At 74.4% G+C, this 15,406-nt stretch carries 12 protein-coding genes; 5 read left to right on the forward strand and 7 right to left on the reverse strand.

Features of this window, described 5'->3' with window-relative positions:
• Window positions 1-13 precede the first annotated feature (13 nt).
• The 4 genes from AB0I67_RS18810 to AB0I67_RS18825 all read right to left on the reverse strand — a co-directional run bounded on the left by AB0I67_RS18810 (window position 14) and on the right by AB0I67_RS18825 (window position 6,459).
• A complete protein-coding gene (locus tag AB0I67_RS18810; RefSeq protein WP_357924785.1) occupies window positions 14-1,714 on the reverse strand; it encodes an ABC transporter ATP-binding protein in 1,701 nt (566 codons plus the stop codon).
• On the reverse strand, window positions 1,711-3,300 hold the full coding sequence (locus tag AB0I67_RS18815; RefSeq protein WP_357924789.1) for an ABC transporter ATP-binding protein: 1,590 nt from the start codon (window positions 3,298-3,300) through the stop codon (window positions 1,711-1,713). The genes AB0I67_RS18810 and AB0I67_RS18815 overlap by 4 nt, the downstream gene beginning before the upstream one ends.
• 48 nt (window positions 3,301-3,348) lie before the next feature.
• A complete protein-coding gene (locus tag AB0I67_RS18820) occupies window positions 3,349-5,331 on the reverse strand; it encodes a histidine kinase (protein WP_357924791.1) in 1,983 nt (660 codons plus the stop codon).
• A gap of 189 nt (window positions 5,332-5,520) precedes the next feature.
• Window positions 5,521-6,459 carry a hypothetical protein gene (locus AB0I67_RS18825; protein ID WP_357924793.1) on the reverse strand — a complete coding sequence of 313 codons (939 nt, stop codon included), beginning with the start codon at window positions 6,457-6,459 and terminating at the stop codon, window positions 5,521-5,523.
• Between the two features lie 168 nt (window positions 6,460-6,627).
• Here AB0I67_RS18825 and AB0I67_RS18830 point away from each other — a divergent pair, with 168 nt between their 5' ends.
• Window positions 6,628-7,119 (forward strand): hypothetical protein, encoded by a 492-nt coding sequence (locus AB0I67_RS18830; RefSeq protein ID WP_357924795.1) that lies wholly within the window; start codon window positions 6,628-6,630, stop codon window positions 7,117-7,119.
• A 276-nt stretch (window positions 7,120-7,395) separates the two neighbouring features.
• Here the strand turns inward: AB0I67_RS18830 and AB0I67_RS18835 are convergent, their stop codons facing one another.
• The 3 genes from AB0I67_RS18835 to AB0I67_RS18845 all read right to left on the reverse strand — a co-directional run bounded on the left by AB0I67_RS18835 (window position 7,396) and on the right by AB0I67_RS18845 (window position 9,764).
• Window positions 7,396-8,268: a hypothetical protein gene (locus AB0I67_RS18835; protein WP_357924798.1), complete on the reverse strand. Its 873-nt coding sequence runs from the start codon at window positions 8,266-8,268 to the stop codon at window positions 7,396-7,398.
• The gene (locus AB0I67_RS18840; RefSeq protein WP_357924801.1) at window positions 8,268-8,807 is read right to left on the reverse strand and encodes an RNA polymerase sigma factor; all 540 of its coding nucleotides are present in this window, start codon (window positions 8,805-8,807) and stop codon (window positions 8,268-8,270) included. Before AB0I67_RS18840 ends, AB0I67_RS18835 begins: the two co-directional genes overlap by 1 nt.
• A gap of 78 nt (window positions 8,808-8,885) precedes the next feature.
• Complete coding sequence (locus AB0I67_RS18845; protein WP_357924804.1) at window positions 8,886-9,764, reverse strand: alpha/beta hydrolase; 879 nt, start codon at window positions 9,762-9,764, stop codon at window positions 8,886-8,888.
• Between the two features lie 112 nt (window positions 9,765-9,876).
• On the opposite strand from AB0I67_RS18845, the gene AB0I67_RS18850 reads away from it, so the two are divergent.
• The 4 genes from AB0I67_RS18850 to AB0I67_RS18865 all read left to right on the forward strand — a co-directional run bounded on the left by AB0I67_RS18850 (window position 9,877) and on the right by AB0I67_RS18865 (window position 15,400).
• A complete protein-coding gene (locus tag AB0I67_RS18850) occupies window positions 9,877-11,235 on the forward strand; it encodes a BTAD domain-containing putative transcriptional regulator (RefSeq protein WP_357924806.1) in 1,359 nt (452 codons plus the stop codon).
• The gene (locus tag AB0I67_RS18855; RefSeq protein ID WP_357924808.1) at window positions 11,138-11,854 is read left to right on the forward strand and encodes a hypothetical protein; all 717 of its coding nucleotides are present in this window, start codon (window positions 11,138-11,140) and stop codon (window positions 11,852-11,854) included. Before AB0I67_RS18850 ends, AB0I67_RS18855 begins: the two co-directional genes overlap by 98 nt.
• A 183-nt stretch (window positions 11,855-12,037) precedes the next feature.
• Window positions 12,038-14,083, forward strand: coding sequence for a sialate O-acetylesterase (locus tag AB0I67_RS18860; protein WP_357924811.1), 2,046 nt, complete (start codon window positions 12,038-12,040; stop codon window positions 14,081-14,083).
• Between the two features lie 84 nt (window positions 14,084-14,167).
• Window positions 14,168-15,400, forward strand: coding sequence for an FAD-dependent monooxygenase (locus AB0I67_RS18865; protein WP_357924813.1), 1,233 nt, complete (start codon window positions 14,168-14,170; stop codon window positions 15,398-15,400).
• The last annotated feature ends 6 nt before the right edge of the window (window positions 15,401-15,406 follow it).

Consider the following 15,406-nt stretch of genomic DNA (forward strand, 5'->3'; position numbering starts at 1 on the left):
GGCTCGCGGCGGCTCAGCCTCGGCCGCGTCCCTCGGTCCAGGCCGACCAGAGCCCGGCGTAGCGGCCGCCGGAGTCGAGCAGGTCCTGGTGGGTGCCGCTCTCCACGACCCGGCCGCCGTCCATGACCACGATGCGGTCGGCGGCGGCGGCCTGGCTGAGCCGGTGGGCGACGAGCAGCGCCGAGCGGCCCGAGGTGGCCCGGTCGATCGCCTTCTCCAGCACCCGCGCCCCGGCGCTGCCCGCTTCGGCGGTGGCCTCGTCGAGCACGGCGATCTCCGGATCGGCCAGCACCAGCCGGGCCAGCGCCAGTTGCTGGCGTTGCGCGGGGGTGAGCCGCTGCCCGCCCTCGCCGACCACGGTCGCCAGGCCGTCCGGCAGCGCCTCCACCCAGTCGAGGGCGTCGACCAGGTCGAGCGCCCGCCGCAGCTCCTCGTCGCTCGCCGCCGGCCGCGCCAGGCGCAGGTCGTCGGCGAGCGGACCGGCGAAGACGTGCACCTCCTGCGTGACCATGACCACCTCGCCCGCGCCGATCGAGCCGGAGGCCGCCGGATGCAGGCCGGCGACCAGCTTGGCCAGCGTGGTCTTGCCCGCGCCGCTCGCCCCGACCAGCGCGACCCGCTCGCCCTCGCCGACGGTCAGGTCGACCTCGTGCAGGACCGGCTGCCCACCGGCGTAGGCGTGGCTGACGCCGCGCACCTCGACCCGCGCGCCGGGCAGGCTGCGGCCGGGCGGCTCCTGGGCGGGCAGGTCGATGACGCCGACGAGCCTGGCCAGCGCCGCGCTCGCCGCCTGGGCGTCGTCCAGCAGCACCAGCGTGGTGTTGACCGGCCCGAACAGGCCGTGGAAGTAGAGCGCCGCCGCGGTGGCCTCGCCGAGCCCCGCCGTACCGGTGCTCACCATCCAGAAGCCGGCCAGCACCACGGCCGCCAGCCCGGCGAACTCGGCGACGTGCAGCCGGCTGTAGAAGCCGAGCACCAGGCGCAGCCCGCGCACGGTCAGGTCGATCGCCGCCCGCGAGCGCCCGCCGACCCGGTCGAGGTGCTCGCCGGACAGCAGGAAGGCCCGGACGGTGGCCGCCCCGGCGATGCTGTCGAGCAGTTGCTGCTGCTGGGCGCCGGTGGCGATGCGCTGCGCGGCGTACAGCGGCACCGCGTGCCGTACGTACCAGCGGGCGGTCAGCACCTGGACCGGCGCGGCCACCAGCGCGGCCAGCAGGAAGCGCCAGTCGATCAGCGCCAGCCCCGCCATCGTGAGCACGATGGTCAGCCCCGAGCGCGCCAGCTCCGGCAGCGCCCCGCGCACGGCCTCGGCCACCCGCGTCACGTCCGCGCTCACCCGCGCGGTCAGGTCGCCGGACCCGGCGCGTTCCACCTGCTCCAGCGGCAGGGACAGGGCGTGGTCCACGAACCGCTCGCGCAGCTCGGCCAGGACCGTCTCGCCGAGCCTGGCCACCTGGCTCAGCCCGAGCGCGGTCAGCGCGCCCGCGCCCACCGCGACCAGCACCAGCAGGGCGATCGGCGGCAGCAGCTCGCCCCGGCCCGCCGCCACCAGGTCGACGATGTGCCCCAGCAGCGGCTGCGTGGCCAGCCCGGTCGCCGTCGCGGCGACGAGCACGCCGAACCCGGTGATCGCCAGCCTCCGGTGCGGCCGGACCATCTCCTGTACGGCGGAGCGCACCCGCCCGGTCGTCGCGACCGGCAACAGCTCGCTCATGCCAGCACCGCCGCCCGGTAGACGGGGTTGTGCCGCACCAGCTCGGCGTGGGTGGCGTCGGCGCTCACCCGGCCGTCCTCCACCAGCACCACGCGGTCGGCCGAGGCCAGCAGCGTCGGGCTGGTGGTCACCAGGATGGTGGTGCGCCCGGCCCGCCGGCGGCGGATGCCCTCGGCGATCCGCGCCTCGGTCACCGCGTCCACCGCCGTGGTCGGCTCGTGCAGCACCAGCACCGGCCGGTCGGCGGCCAGGGCGCGGGCCAGGGCGACCCGCTGGCGCTGCCCGCCGGACAACGATCCGCCCCGCTCGCCCACCGGCGTCTCGGGCCGCAGGTCGCCGGCTCCGGCCGCGGCCAGCGCCTCCAGGTCGCCGGCGTTGTCCAGCACCGTGCCGTCGAACAGGTCGGCGTCGTGCGGGGCGACCAGCACGGCCTCGCGCAGGGCGGCCGGGTCGATGCCGGCCAGTGCTGTCCCGTCCAGTTCGGCGCCTCCGCCGCCGCCTGGATCGGCCTCCCGGCCCAGCCGCCGCAGCAGGCTCAGCGCGTCGGCGGGGTCGGGGGCGACGACGCCGACGGTCTGTCCCGCCACCACGTCGAGGCCGGTCTCGCGCAGCCGTACCCGGCCGGCGACCGGCCCCGGCAGCGGCCCGTCGCCCTCGGGCACGGCGTACGGCTCGTCCAGCACCTCGGCCACCCGGACCGCCGAGGCGCGGGCCTGCGCCAGCTCGGCGCTGACCCAGGCGAGCATCTGCAGCGGCCCGATCAGGAAGAGCGCCAGCCCGACCGCCGAGACGAGCTGTCCCAGGCTGATCGTGCCCTCCTGCGCCAGCCGCGCCCCCGCGTAGGCGGTGATCGCGACGAAGACGCCGGTCAGGGTCAGCACCACCCCGCTCTGCAGGGCCTGCGCCCGCGCCGCCCGCAAGGTGGCGGCCAGCGAGTCGCGGCTGGTGCGCCGGTAGCGCTCGACCGCGGCGCGCTCGGCCCGCAGCCCCTTGAGCACCCGCAGCCCGGCCACCAGGTCGGCCGCCACGCCCGAGGCGCGGGCCGCCTGCTCCTGCTCGGCGGCGCTGCGCCGCTCCAGCGGCCGGGAGAGCAGGTGCCCGAGCCACAGCAGCAACGGCGTCCCGACCAGGACGAGCGCGCCCAGCGGCAACGAGATCGACAGCAGCACGACCGCGCCCACGCCGAGCCCCGCCAGACCGGCCAGCCCGACCGGCAGCGCCAGGTTGACGGCGCCCACCCGGCGCACGTCCTCGGTCGCCAGGCTGGTCAGCGCGCCGGGCAGCCGTCCCGCCTCGGCGCCGCCGCGCGGATGCAGCACCCGGTCCACCACCGCGAGCCGCAGGTCGTGGGCGGCGCTCAACGCCGCCCCCTCGGCCGCCAGCGCCCCGAACCGGTAACTGAGCGACAATCCGACGTACACCACGGCCAGCACGCCGAGCCAGCCCGCCAGGGCGGCGAACGTGCGCTGGTCGATCATCACCCCGATGAGCACGGGGATCAGCGCCTCGGCCGTCTGATGCCCCGCCAGCAGGGCGGATCCGGCGATGACGCGCCGCCGCTGCCCTCCGATCACTCGCCGCAGCACGCGCGCTCCTTAGCCTAGCCTTACCTAATTTAGGGCCAGGCTAGACCATCACCCCGCAGGGCGCACCCGGCCGGGTGGCAGCGCGCGGGGCTCCCGCAGGCCGTCGCCCGGACAGGGCAGGAACGCCTCGACGACGGTGCCGCCGCGCGGGCCCCGGCCGATCGTGCAGCCGCCGCCGAGTTCTGCGGCGCGCTCGCGCATGCTCCGCAGCCCGGACCCCGCCTGGAGCACGGCCTTGGGCGGCGAGCAGCCGACGCCGTCGTCGGCCACGCGCACCCGCAGTCCCGCCGGGAGCCGGCCCAGCTCGACGGTGATCGTCCGGGCCCGCGCGTGCCGGCGGGCGTTGGCGAGCGCCTCCTGGACGATCCGGTAGGCGGCCACCTCCACCTGGCCCGGCAGGCCGTCCAGCGAGCCGGACACGGTCACCCGCGCCTCCTCGGCCAGCAGCCGGACCGCCTGCTCCAGCCCGTGCGCGGCCAGGGCGCGCGGGCCGGTGCCGTCGAGCAGGTCCCTGATCTCACCCGTCACCACGTCCACGCCGCGCCGCAGGTCGGCCAGCAGCTCGTGGGCCAGTTCGGGGGAGCGGGCCACCGAGCGGCGGGCGGCCTCCAGGGCGATCGCCATCCCGGTCAGCCGGCTGCCCAGGCCGTCGTGCAGGTCGCGATGCAGGCGGCGGCGCTCCTCCTCGCGCGCCCCGGCCACCCGGCGGCGGTAGTGCTCCAGCTCGCGGGCGACGGCCAGGTTGTGCGCCAGGTCGGCGACGATCGGCAGCAGCGCGGCCAGCATGCGGCGCTCGTAGGCGCGCGGGAAGCGCGTCGCCTCGCGCGGGCCGACCAGCAGGACGCCGACCGGGCACCCGTGCCACGTCAGGGGGTACTCGCCCGGAGCGGGGCCGAGGTCGCCGAACCGATGCACCTCGGGTACGGCAGGCGTCCCCTCCCGGCCGGGGTCGATGCGCACGGCGGCGCCGGTCGCGGCCAGCCCCTCCGCCACCGCCCGCACCGCCGGGCCCATCGCCTCGACCGCTCCGACGAGCCGGATCTGCCGCCGCAACGCCTCGGCGTGCGTGCGCGGGTCGCCGCTTCTGCCGTACAGGACCTGGTCGAGCCCGCGCTGGAGCGCCCGCAGCACCGGCAGGAAGCACACCCCCGCCAGGATCGCCGCCAGCGTGCCCAGCACCGCCCCGAACCCGGACAGCACCAGTCCGGCCAGCGCGCCCGCGACCAGGTAGGCCGAGGCGACCGCCGCCAGCAGCGCGAAGCCGAGCACGGCCCGGCTGAGCAGCGTGTCGATCGCGTAGAGCCGGTAACGCAGGATGGCGACGGTCACCGCCACCGGCACCGACGCCTCGCCCAGCACGTCCAGCCAGAGGTACTGCCAGCCCAGCAGGTCGGCGAAGAAGACGGTGTCGAAGACCAGCGCCAGCAGCAGCCAGCCGATCTGCCGTCGCGTGTCCGGCCCGCCCCGCCAGAACCGCGCCACCAGCACCAGCACGCTCGCCCACACCAGCGGCTCGCCGGACATCGCGTCCACCCGCCACGAGGCCGGGATCAGCGCGTCGGTGCGGGACAGGCCCAGGCCGAGCAGCAGCGCGTACCAGCACGTCACCGCCAGGTACAGCCAGCGCCACCCGCGCGCCAGCAGGCCCGAGGAGGGATGGACGAGCGGCAGCATCACCGCCGCGTACCCGGTGAAATAGGCGCGGAAGCCGATGAAGAACGCCGCCACCGGCGGATAGTCGGGCGGCTCCGAGCCGAGGTAGGGCGCGTGCAGCGTCACCACCAGCGTGACCGCCCCGTTGGCCGCGCCCAGCAACAGCAGCAGCCACCCCGCCACCAGCCGGGGCCGCCGCCACACGATCAGCATGCCGAGCGGCGTGCTCAGCAGGGCCTGCACCCGGGCGGTGTCGGCGATGAACGACGGCCAGGGGTCCAGCAGTTCGAGCCACACGTGCGCGACCAGGGCCAGCAGGCCGAGCGAGCCCAGCACCAGGGCCGTGACCCGGGCCGGAAGGTCCCGTCGTGCGCCCACTGCATCACCCCGAAGGGGATTCTGGAGGCAGCTTCGCGCTGGCACCAAACGCTGACATCCAGTCAGGCCCCACCGGCGTACGGCAGGCCGATTCCCACCCGCCCGTGCCGATCAGTCAAGCCGCTTGTGGCGCTGCGCTGTGTCGAGGTGGGGCGTCAGGCTGCGCCGAAACTGTGGCGTGCTGGGGCGTCAGGCTGTGCCGTACTGCCTGGCCCTGATCCAGTCCCTGACCGCCCGGGTGCGCAGAGCCAGCCCGCCTCCCAGCAACAGCCCCGCCACCACCATCGAGACCCCGACCCGCGGCCCCACCGGATCACCCCAGTCCATCAGGCTCGCGGTCAGCACGAGCATCCCGCCACCGATCACCGTCGCCAGCACCGCGAACGCCGGAACCGCCCGCGGCCCGCCATGCCAGGCCCGGTAGATCCAGATCGGCACCCCCACCCCCACCAGCACCGCCGCCGGCAACCCGGACAGATCCGCCGGCACTCCCGCCACCATCTGCACCATCGCCCCGACCCAAGCCACCGTGCAGACCACCAGCCCCGCCACGAGCTGCCACGGCCGCCCCGCCGCCACCCGCGGCCCCGGCATCCCGGAAAACCGCCCCTGCCCGAAGGTCGACAGCGCCAGATTCAACCGCCGCGCAACCGACGGCGCATGGCCGACATTGATCCGATAAGCCCCCTCAGCCGTCCGACTCCCCGCCAGCTCAGGATGCCGAGCCCCGAACCCCGCATCCGCCGGCACCAGATCCACCACGATGCGCGCGTTCTCCAACGTCCCCCTGGCCAGCATCTTGGTCCGCAGATCGAACACCCGGTCCGGCGGCACGACCACAGCCGCCACCTCGGACCACATCACCACCCAGTCCCGCTCCCACCCCACCGACCGCAGCCCCTGCGCGCTGACCGCGATCCCGCGCACCCGCCGCCGGATCCGCCGCCCCGCGAACAGGCTGGCCAGCCCCAGCCCCATGAACCCCACCCCGAGCGCGACGCCCCCCGGCGTCGACCCGCTCCCCGGCCACGGCCCGGTCAGCACGAGCCCGAACACCATCAACCCCACCCCGGCCCCCACCGCCCTCAGCGCCGCCGCGGGATTGGCATCGACCACGATCTCCGTCATGACGACGGATGCTAGAAGCCACCGCTTTAGGAACGCTATGGGGTGGCGCGAGGGAAGAGGCGCCGGAACCGAGGCGATTCGCCTCCGCGCGCCGACCAAACCCGTTCAGGAACCGTTCGCCAATATCGATCGTCTCAGAAGTAAGACGTCGATCAAGGAGGCGAATCCTTGGAAATCGCTGACTTAGCAGTTTCGAGTCTCAGCCTGATCGTTGGTGCGGTGGCGCTCATCCTCGCCTACCGCAGCCTGCGGATCGGTAACAAGCTGGCGGGTATCTCGGTAACTCAGGGACAGGTGGCGCTCCATCATCGAGTCCTCGCCCAGATGATCGCCCATCCGGAGCTGTATCCCTACTTCTACGACTCCAAGCCGCTGCCGCAACAGGGCCGTACTCGCATCCAAGCTCTCCTGGTGGCCGAGATGGTGGCCGATGTCCTCAGCACTGGCCTGGACACCCGAGAGCGGATTTCGAGCTCCTACCTGGGCCCATGGACCGACTACTCCAAGGACATGGTCGCCAGGAGCCCTGCGCTCCAGCTGGTCATTTCGCAGAACCCCGCGTGGTGGGACAGGCTCGCCCCGCTGCTCGACCAGCCGGCCGGTCGCATTCTGCAAGCCGACCCAGTGGCTGGGACGCAGAACGGCACCGAGGCAGCTTGAGTACAGCCGTCGCACGCTGCCGGCCGCCGATTGTCACGGCATTCCGGTGATTGTCCGCCCGGAGAATTCGCCGCGCGGTCTGATGGTCCTCAAGAAAAACCTGGCGCCCCATCTACATTTCGCCGAAAGACCTCTGGCAACAGGGCTGTCCGAGGCCAATACGGATGAATTGGTGACCACCAGACTCATCGCACCGGTAATGTCACCAGCCCAAGACGCCCCCTGCCACGGCGCTACTCATTCAAGGAAGGGCGGCCCATCACCTCGCCAGCCCCCTCAGGGAGCAGTCTTCACCAGGAGCTCGACGAACCGGTCGCCCTCCCGCGAGTCCTGGCGGGCGTCCACGACCACCAGGTTCTCGCCCCGCCCGCCGGGCAGGACCGTGAACGCCGAGTCCAGGCCGCGGCGATCGAGTTCCTTGCGCACCTCTTCCAGCGGCTTGCCCTCGGCCGGGTATCCCTCCAGGAGCCCGCCCTTCCCGGTCGCGGAGCGGGAGCGGGCGAACTCCTCGATCAGCTTCTCGGCGCGGTCGTCGGGGACCAGTTCGCACGGCGCGACGGGGTCCTTCATGAGGATCGTGCTGGTACTGCTGCCGCCCCCGGACAAGGGGGTGATCGTCCAGACGAAGGTCTCGCCCGGGCGGAACAGCTTGGTGTTCACCCGCATCTGCCAGCCCCGGTCGACGCCGGGGATGTTCTGCGGCGCGTGGTAGAGGCCCTTGGGCACGTCCTCGACGTGCTGGGCGCGCGGCTCCTTGCACTGGCTGCCCTCGGGCACGAGGTCCACGATCGCGGGCACGCCCAAGTCCTTGAGCCGGCTGCTCAGCCCGGTGGCGTCCTTGAAGTCGGTCACCCTGACCCACACCACGCCGTCCGCCTGCTTGGTGACCGCCCAGGAGGCCGAGGTGTAGGTGCCGCTGTCGTCCAGCACGCTCGGCACGACCACCGCCGCCGCGGCGGCGGTCACGGCGAGCGCGAGCCCGAGCGCGAACCGGGGGCGGGGCCGCCAGCGCCGCGTGGTTCTCTCGGCGGGCTGGTACGCGGTGATCTCCGCCAGCAGTGCCCGAGCGCCCGCGCCGTCCGGGTCCCCGCCCGGCTCGCCCGGCTTCACCCTGGCCAGGGTTTGCGTCATCGTCTCGAGCTCGTCCATCACAGCGTCCCCTCCGTGGATACCAGCCGGTCCGTCCGCACGCCCGCCTCGGCCAGCGCCCGCGCGAAGCGTTTGCGCGCGCGATGCAGCCGCACCCGTACGGCGTTGCGCGTCAGGCCCAGCACCGCCGCGACCTCCTCCCGGTCCAGACCCTCCCAGGCGACGAGGGCCAGCACCTCCCGATCGTCGTCGGGGAGGGTGGCGAACACCCGCGCCACCGCCTCGACCTCGATGCCGCTCTCCGGCGCGGCGGCGTAGAGGTCGGTCAGCTCGGCGTCGAGCTCGACGGTCCTGGCCCGGCGCCGGTTGTCGGTGCGGTGGTGGTTGGCCAGGACCTTCCTGGCGACGCCGTACAACCAGAGGAGGGCCTGCTCGCCGTCCGGCAGGCTGTCCACCTTGCGCCAGGCGATGGCGAACGTCTCGGCGACCACGTCGGCCGCGTCCTGCGGCACGGCGCAACGCCGGACCGCGTAGGCGGTGATCTGGCCGTACGTCTGCCGGTAGACGGCCTCGAATCTGGCCGGCCGTTCCTCGGTCACGGGCGTCCTTCGTCGGGAGGGGATGCGGACATCACCGTCTATGTACGGCACAGCCCGGGCATTACCGCTCACGTCCGGTCAGCGGGCGAGCAGGGTGCGCAAGCGCTGGACGATCTCGGCGGGCGTCTCCTCGGCCATGAAGTGGCCCGCGGTGGTCGTGTGGTGGTGCAGGTCGTCGGCCCAGGCCGACCACAGGGCGGTGGCGTCGTAGCCGAGGGCCGCGCCCCAGTCCTGCTGGATGACGGTGACGGGCATGCGCAGGCGGGCGCCGCGGTCGCGGTCGGCGGTGTCGTGGGTGACGTCCACGCCGGCGGAGGCGCGGTAGTCGGCGACGATGGACGGGATCGCCTCCCGGCAGGCGGTGAGGTAGGCCGCGCGGATGCCGGCGGGGATCGCCGCGGGGTTCTTCACCCACTGGTCGAGGAACGAGCCGAAGAAGGCGTCGGGCACCGCCGCGATCATCGGCTCGGGCACGCCGGCCGGCTGGGCCATGAGGTACAGGTGCCAGCCGACCGCCGCCGACACCCCGTGCAGGACGTCCCACATGTCGAGAGTCGGCAGGACGTCCAGGCAGGCGAGGTGGGTGATCGCCTCGGGGTGGTCGAGGCCGGCGCGGAAGGCGACGAGGGCGCCGCGATCGTGCCCGGCCAGCGCGAACCGCTCGTGGCCCAGGGCGCGGGCGAGCGCGACGATGTCGGCGGCCATGGTGCGCTTGGAGTAGGTGTCGGGGCCGTTCTCGGCCGGCTTGTCGCTGGCGCCGTAACCGCGCAGGTCCGGGCAGATGACCGTGTGGTCCGCGGCCAGGTCGGCGGCGACGTGCCGCCACATGAGGTGGGTCTGGGGGAAGCCGTGCAGCAGCACGACGGCCGGGCCGGAGCCGCCGACGGCGGCGTTCAGCGTGACTCCGTCGGCGACGGGCACCTGGTGGTAGGTGAAGCCGGGGATGACCGGTGACATGGTCGTCTCACTCCTTGTGCGTGCTCTCGATGACTGGCTGATGTCCCCAGACTGGCGGGCCCGGATCAGCAACCGATCAGCACTAGCCTGGACGCGGGGGAACGGGGGCGTCATGGCCATGCGCATCGGGGTGCTCGGGCCGGTCAAGGCCTGGGACGGAGCGGGCGAGGAGATCGCCCTGCCCGGGCCCAGGCATCGCGAGGTGCTGGCCAGGCTGGTCGCCGCGCGTGGCCGGATGGTGTCCGTCGAGCTGCTCACGGCCGATTTGTGGGAGGACCCGCCGGCGGGCGCCGTCGGCGCGATCCGGACCTTCGTCGGCGCGCTCCGCCGCGCGCTGGAGCCGGACCGCCCGCCCCGCACGCCACCCCGGCTGATCGTCACCACCGGGCCGGGCTACGCGCTGCGGGCCGCCACGGACGAGGTCGACGCGTGGCGGTTCGCCGAGGCCGTCGAGTCCGACGCCCCGCCCGCGCGGCTGCTGCCGGTGCTGGACACGGCCCTGGCGTGGTGGCGGGGACCCGCCTACGCCGAGCTCACCGAGGCGCCCTGGGCGCGACCCGAGCAGGCCCGCCTCACCGAGCTGCGGCTGCGCGCGGTGGAGCGCCGCGCCCAGGCGCTGCTCGACCTCGGCCGCGCCGCCGAGGCCGTTCCCGAGCTGGACGCGCACGCCCGCGCCCAGCCCTGGCGGGAGGAGGCCTGGCGGCTGCTGGCGCTGGCCCTGTACCGGGCGGGGCGGCAGGCCGACGCGCTGGCGGTCCTGCGTGAAGCCCGTACGAAGCTCGCCGGCGCCCTCGGCCTCGACCCGGGCCGCGGCCTGCGCGACCTGGAGGCCGGCATCCTGCGGCAGGACGGCCGGCTGGACGCCCCCGCCGACGCGGCGGCCCGGGTGTGGGCCGGCGCCACCGCGGCGCTCGACCGCGCCGCGCCCGACGCCCGGCTGCGCCTGGAGGCCACCGCCGGGCTCATGCGCGGCCTGGCCGTCACCGGCGGCAGCGGCCTCCTCGCCGCCCGCGAGCACCGCGCCGCCGCCGTCGAGGCGGCCGAGGACCTGGGCGACGCCGAGCTGACCGCGCGGGTGATCGGCGCCTACGACGTGCCGGCGAACTGGACCCGCTCCGACGACCCCGCCCAGGCGGCCCGCGTGGTCGCGACGGCCGAGCGCACGCTGGCCCGGCTGCCGGAGGACACCGCGCCTGCCGTACGCGCCCTGCTGCTGGCGACCGTCGCGCTGGAGTCGCGCGGCACGGCGTCGCCGCGGGCGCGGGCCGCGGCCGAGGAGGCCGAGCGGCTCGCCCGCGGCCGAGGAGGCCGAGCGGCTCGCCCGCGGCGTGGACGATCCGGGGCTGCTGGCCTTCGCCCTCAACGGGGTGTACATGCAGTCGTTCGAGCGCACCGGCCTGTCCGGGCGGCGCGACGCCATCGGGGCGGAGATCACCGGCCTGGGCGAACGGCACGCGCTGCCCAGCCATGAGGTGCTGGGCCGCCTCATCCGGCTGCAGTCCGCCGCGGCCGTCGCCGACTTCGCCGCAGGCGACGAGCACGCCGCCCGCCTGGACCGGCTGGCCGAGCGGCACGGCCGGCCCCTGGTGACCGTGTTCACCACCTGGTACCGCGCGCTCCGCCTCGCCGAGGACCCGGCCGAGTCCTTGGCAGCCAAGGAGAGCGCCTACCGCGCCGCCATCGGCCTCCTGGACTCGGCCGGCATGCCCGGTCTGAGCGAGGGCCTGGCGCCGCTCGCCCTGCTCGCCCTGCGGCTGCGCCACGGCCGGGCCGCCGAGTGGGAGGACCCCGGCCGGTTCGGCCCCTACCAGCCGTGGGTGCTCCCGCTGCTGCGGGCCCCGAGGAGCCGGGACGAGGCGCACGCCGCGCTGCGGGAGGCGCCCGATCCGCCGCACGACCTGCTCGCCGAAGGGCTGTGGGCCCTGCTCGCCCGCGCCGCGCTGGACCTGGGTGACCTGGAGATGTCGCGCCGGGCGCACGCCGCGTTGCTCCCGGCCTCGGGAGAGCTGGCGGGGGCGGCGAGCGGCCTGATCAGTCTCGGTCCGGTGGACGGCCTTCTCGCCGATCTGGCGGCGAGTGCTCGAATGTGACCGTTCGGCTCGCTCAATGGTCAGTTCGGCGCACGGATCGTTGACGAAGATCCCCGAAAAACTTACATTTAACCGGAGTCTGGCCGATACCTCCTACCTTCACGCAGCCCTTCGCCAGAATCACCGGCAGGCGGGCGGCTTTGCCGTACATTCATCCGATGTTTGTTTGTGGAGGTTGGGTTGATGCTGCGCGCCCTCTTACTCGTCGCGCCGGTACTGGCGCTGAGCCTCGCCGTACCGCAGGCGGCCCGGGCCGAGGAGCCCGACGGCACGGCCTGCGCGGCCAGCGCCGCCGGCTACGTCCCGGTCTACGCCCTCGACCTGCCGGAACGCGCGAACTGGCGCAACCAGGCGCCGCCGTACAGCTTCGACAGGACCGCCGAGGTGGCGGCCGGGTTCGACCGCGTCGGGTACTGCCTGGAGCTGACCGGGCCCACGGGCACGCAGTGGGTGTGGACCTCGATGCTGCCCTTCACCACCGACGCCAAGCGGCTCGGGCTGCCCACCACCGACGGGCAGATCGTCAGGCAGCGCGTCGGCGGCCTCGAAGTCGCCTCCAACGTCGAGGGCGTGAGCACGGGCGAGGGCCTGACCGGCTACCTCGAGATGTGGCCGGGCAGCTACACCGCCGCGGTGTCCGCCCAGGTCCCCGGCGCCTCGCCGACGCTGTACGACACCGACGACACCCCGAGCTCCACCGGCGGCTACGGCTCCTTCCAGGTGCACCAGGTGAGCGCGACCCGCCCCTCCGCCGAGCCGACGAGGACGGTGCTCGCGGTCAACACCTTCACCCGCCCCAACGAGCCCCTGGCGCTCGGCATCGGTTCGGCGCCGTCCGGGCACCCGGACTGGACCTTCGCCGCCAACGCCGCCGCCTACACCCAGCGCCGGCTGACGGCCTACGCGAGGCCGTCCCTGCTCACCCTCACCGAGCAGCCGCAGGACCGCCGCCTCTACCCGCGCGACGCCTCGAACGGCGCGAACGTGCCCGTCTCCGGCGAGGTGACCGGCAGCGGCGTCCGGGCGGTGCAGCTCCGCGTCACCAGCGGCGACCACGAGCGGGTGTACACCGAGCCGGTCACCCGGCGGCGCACGTTCGCCTTCGCCCCGCGCATCGAGGCCGGCCTGCGGGAGTACCGCTTCGAGCTGAGCACGCTCGGAGCCGGCCCGCCCCGCCTCGCCGCCGCGTGGGACGGCCTGGTCTCGGGCGACGTCTACGTCATCCAGGGCCAGTCGAACGCGGTGTCGGGCAACTTCAGCGGCTCGGCGGCGGGCGAGGCCTCGCCGTGGGTGCGCAGCTACGGCTCGCCCAACGCCGACCCCGTCCTGTCCGGTACGGCACGCGGCTGGAACTACGGCATCAGCGAGGCCACCGGCCAGCCCGGCTCGATCGGCCAGTGGGGCGCGCGGATGGCGCGGCGGATCGTCGACACCCACGGCGTGCCGGTCGCGATACTCAACGGCGCCCACAGCGGCCGCCCCATCGACTTCTTCCAGCGCGACGAGGCCGACCCCGGCAACCTGCTCACCAACTACGGCCGGCTGCGCCAGCGGCTGGAGGCCGCCGGGGTCGCGGCCGCGGTGCGCGGCGTGTTCTGGTACCAGGGCGAGAGCGACTTCGACAACGTGCCCGTGCACGTGGGCGGCTTCACCGCGCTGCTGGAGGACTGGCGCGCCGACCTGCCCGGCGCCGAGTACCTCGTCTTCCAGGTGCGCACCTCGCCGTGCGCCATCACGACGAACACCGCGCTGCGGGACGCGCAGCGGCTGATGGGCGACACGCTCGGCGTGACGGTGTCGACCACGGGACTGAACGGCCACGACGGCTGCCACTACGCCTGGGAGCAGGGCTACCGGGAGATGGGCGACCACGCCTTCGCCGTCGCCTCCCGCGACTTCTACGACGGCCCCGCCGAGGGCGTCGCGCCGCCGAACCCCGACACTGCCGCCTTCTCCGGCCCCGAACGCACCGAGCTCACCGTACGGCTCCGCACCGGCGACCCGCTCACCGTCGAGCCCGGAGCCCACGCCGACTTCCTCGTCACCGGCGCGGCCGTCACCGTGACCGGCGTCGAGTACCGGGACGGCTCCCTGGTGCTGACCCTGTCGGGCCCGGCCGAGGGGGCGACCGGCCTCAGCTACCTGAGCCACCTGGGCGCAGGTCCCCGCATCCTCAACGCGACCGGAGCCGGCCTGCTCGCCTTCCACCAGGTGCCGATCGCTCCCTGAGATGTTCGCTCCCTGCCGATGAGTTCTGCGCGGATCCGTGGTCGATACGGCCGGACCCAGTGACAGCGACAGATGGAGGCAGTGGTGAGCGTCGACGACTCCAAGCGGGAGCGCCCCGTCCGGACCGGTGGACCCAGGGTGCTGGTGGCGGGGGCGAGCATCGCCGGACCCGCGCTGGCCCACTGGCTGCGCCGGTGGGGAGCCGAGGTGACCGTGGTGGAGCGGGCTCCGGAGCTGCGGCCCGGCGGGCAGGCGGTGGACGCGCGCGGGGTGGCCAGGGAGGTCATCGCGCGCATGGGGCTGGACGCGGCGGTGCGCGCGGCGTGCACCGACACCGCCGGCGCGCACACCGTGGACGCGGACGGGCGGGTGCTGGAGACCTTCCGCGCCGACGACGAGGGCGGCGACGGGTACATCGCGGACATCGAGATCCTGCGCGGTGACCTGGCCCAGGTGCTCTACGATGCCACCCGCGCCGGCGTGGAGTACGTCTTCGGCGACCGGATCGCGGCGCTCACCCAGGACGCCGACGGGGTCGACGTGGTCTTCGCGGGCGGCGACCGGCGGCGCTTCGACCTGGTGGTCGGCGCCGACGGGCTGCACTCGGAGCTGCGGGCGATGGTCTTCGGGCCGCGCGAGCGGTTCCTCCGCCACCTCGGGCACGTGCTGGCCTTCTACAGCGTGCCGAACAAGTTCGGGCTGGACCGCTGGCTGCTGGAGCACCAGGACCAGGAGTCCGGGCGCTCCGCCCTGCTGCGGCCCATCCAGGACGCCACCCGGGCGATGGCCATGTTCTACTTCCCCGCCGCCGGCTTCGACGTCGACCACCGCGACGTCGCGGCCCAGAAGGCCCTGCTGCGCGAGCGGATGGCCGGCCTGGGCTGGCTGACCGCGGACATCCTCGCGCACCTGGACGACGCCCCGGACTTCTACCTCGACCAGGTCGCCCAGGTGGTGATGGACCGCTGGTCGAGCGGACGGGTGGCGCTGCTCGGGGACGCGGGGTTCAGCTCCTCGCCGATGTCGGGCCAGGGCACCGGGCTGGCGCTGGTCGGTGCCTACGTGCTGGCCGGCGAGCTGGCCGCCGCGGGCTGGGACCCTGCCGCCGGGTTCGACCGCTACGAGGCGCGGATGCGCTCGTTCGTCGAGGCCAACCAGGAGATCGGCCGGTTGAACGCCCAGAGCCGCGCCCTCCCCGGGCCGGACGCCGAGCCGCGGCCCGACTTCACCGGCGAGTGGTTCGCCGAGCTGGTCGGGCGCGCGATCAACGGCGTCGAGCTGCCCGACTACGCGGGAGTGCCCGGCACCACGGCGTGAACGCGG

The organism is Nonomuraea sp. NPDC050310 (assembly GCF_040655795.1).
Classification (GTDB): domain Bacteria; phylum Actinomycetota; class Actinomycetes; order Streptosporangiales; family Streptosporangiaceae; genus Nonomuraea.

What these genes read in the sequence shown, in the direction of transcription:
- AB0I67_RS18810 (WP_357924785.1), bottom strand. Translation starts at nt 1,714, where the DNA reads ATGAGCGAGCTGTTGCCGGTCGCGACGACCGGGCGGGTGCGCTCCGCC.
- AB0I67_RS18825 (WP_357924793.1), bottom strand. Translation starts at nt 6,459, where the DNA reads ATGACGGAGATCGTGGTCGATGCCAATCCCGCGGCGGCGCTGAGGGCG.
- AB0I67_RS18835 (WP_357924798.1), bottom strand. Translation starts at nt 8,268, where the DNA reads ATGGACGAGCTCGAGACGATGACGCAAACCCTGGCCAGGGTGAAGCCG.
- AB0I67_RS18845 (WP_357924804.1), bottom strand. Translation starts at nt 9,764, where the DNA reads ATGTCACCGGTCATCCCCGGCTTCACCTACCACCAGGTGCCCGTCGCC.
- AB0I67_RS18850 (WP_357924806.1), top strand. Translation starts at nt 9,877, where the DNA reads ATGGCCATGCGCATCGGGGTGCTCGGGCCGGTCAAGGCCTGGGACGGA.
- AB0I67_RS18855 (WP_357924808.1), top strand. Translation starts at nt 11,138, where the DNA reads ATGCAGTCGTTCGAGCGCACCGGCCTGTCCGGGCGGCGCGACGCCATC.
- AB0I67_RS18860 (WP_357924811.1), top strand. Translation starts at nt 12,038, where the DNA reads ATGCTGCGCGCCCTCTTACTCGTCGCGCCGGTACTGGCGCTGAGCCTC.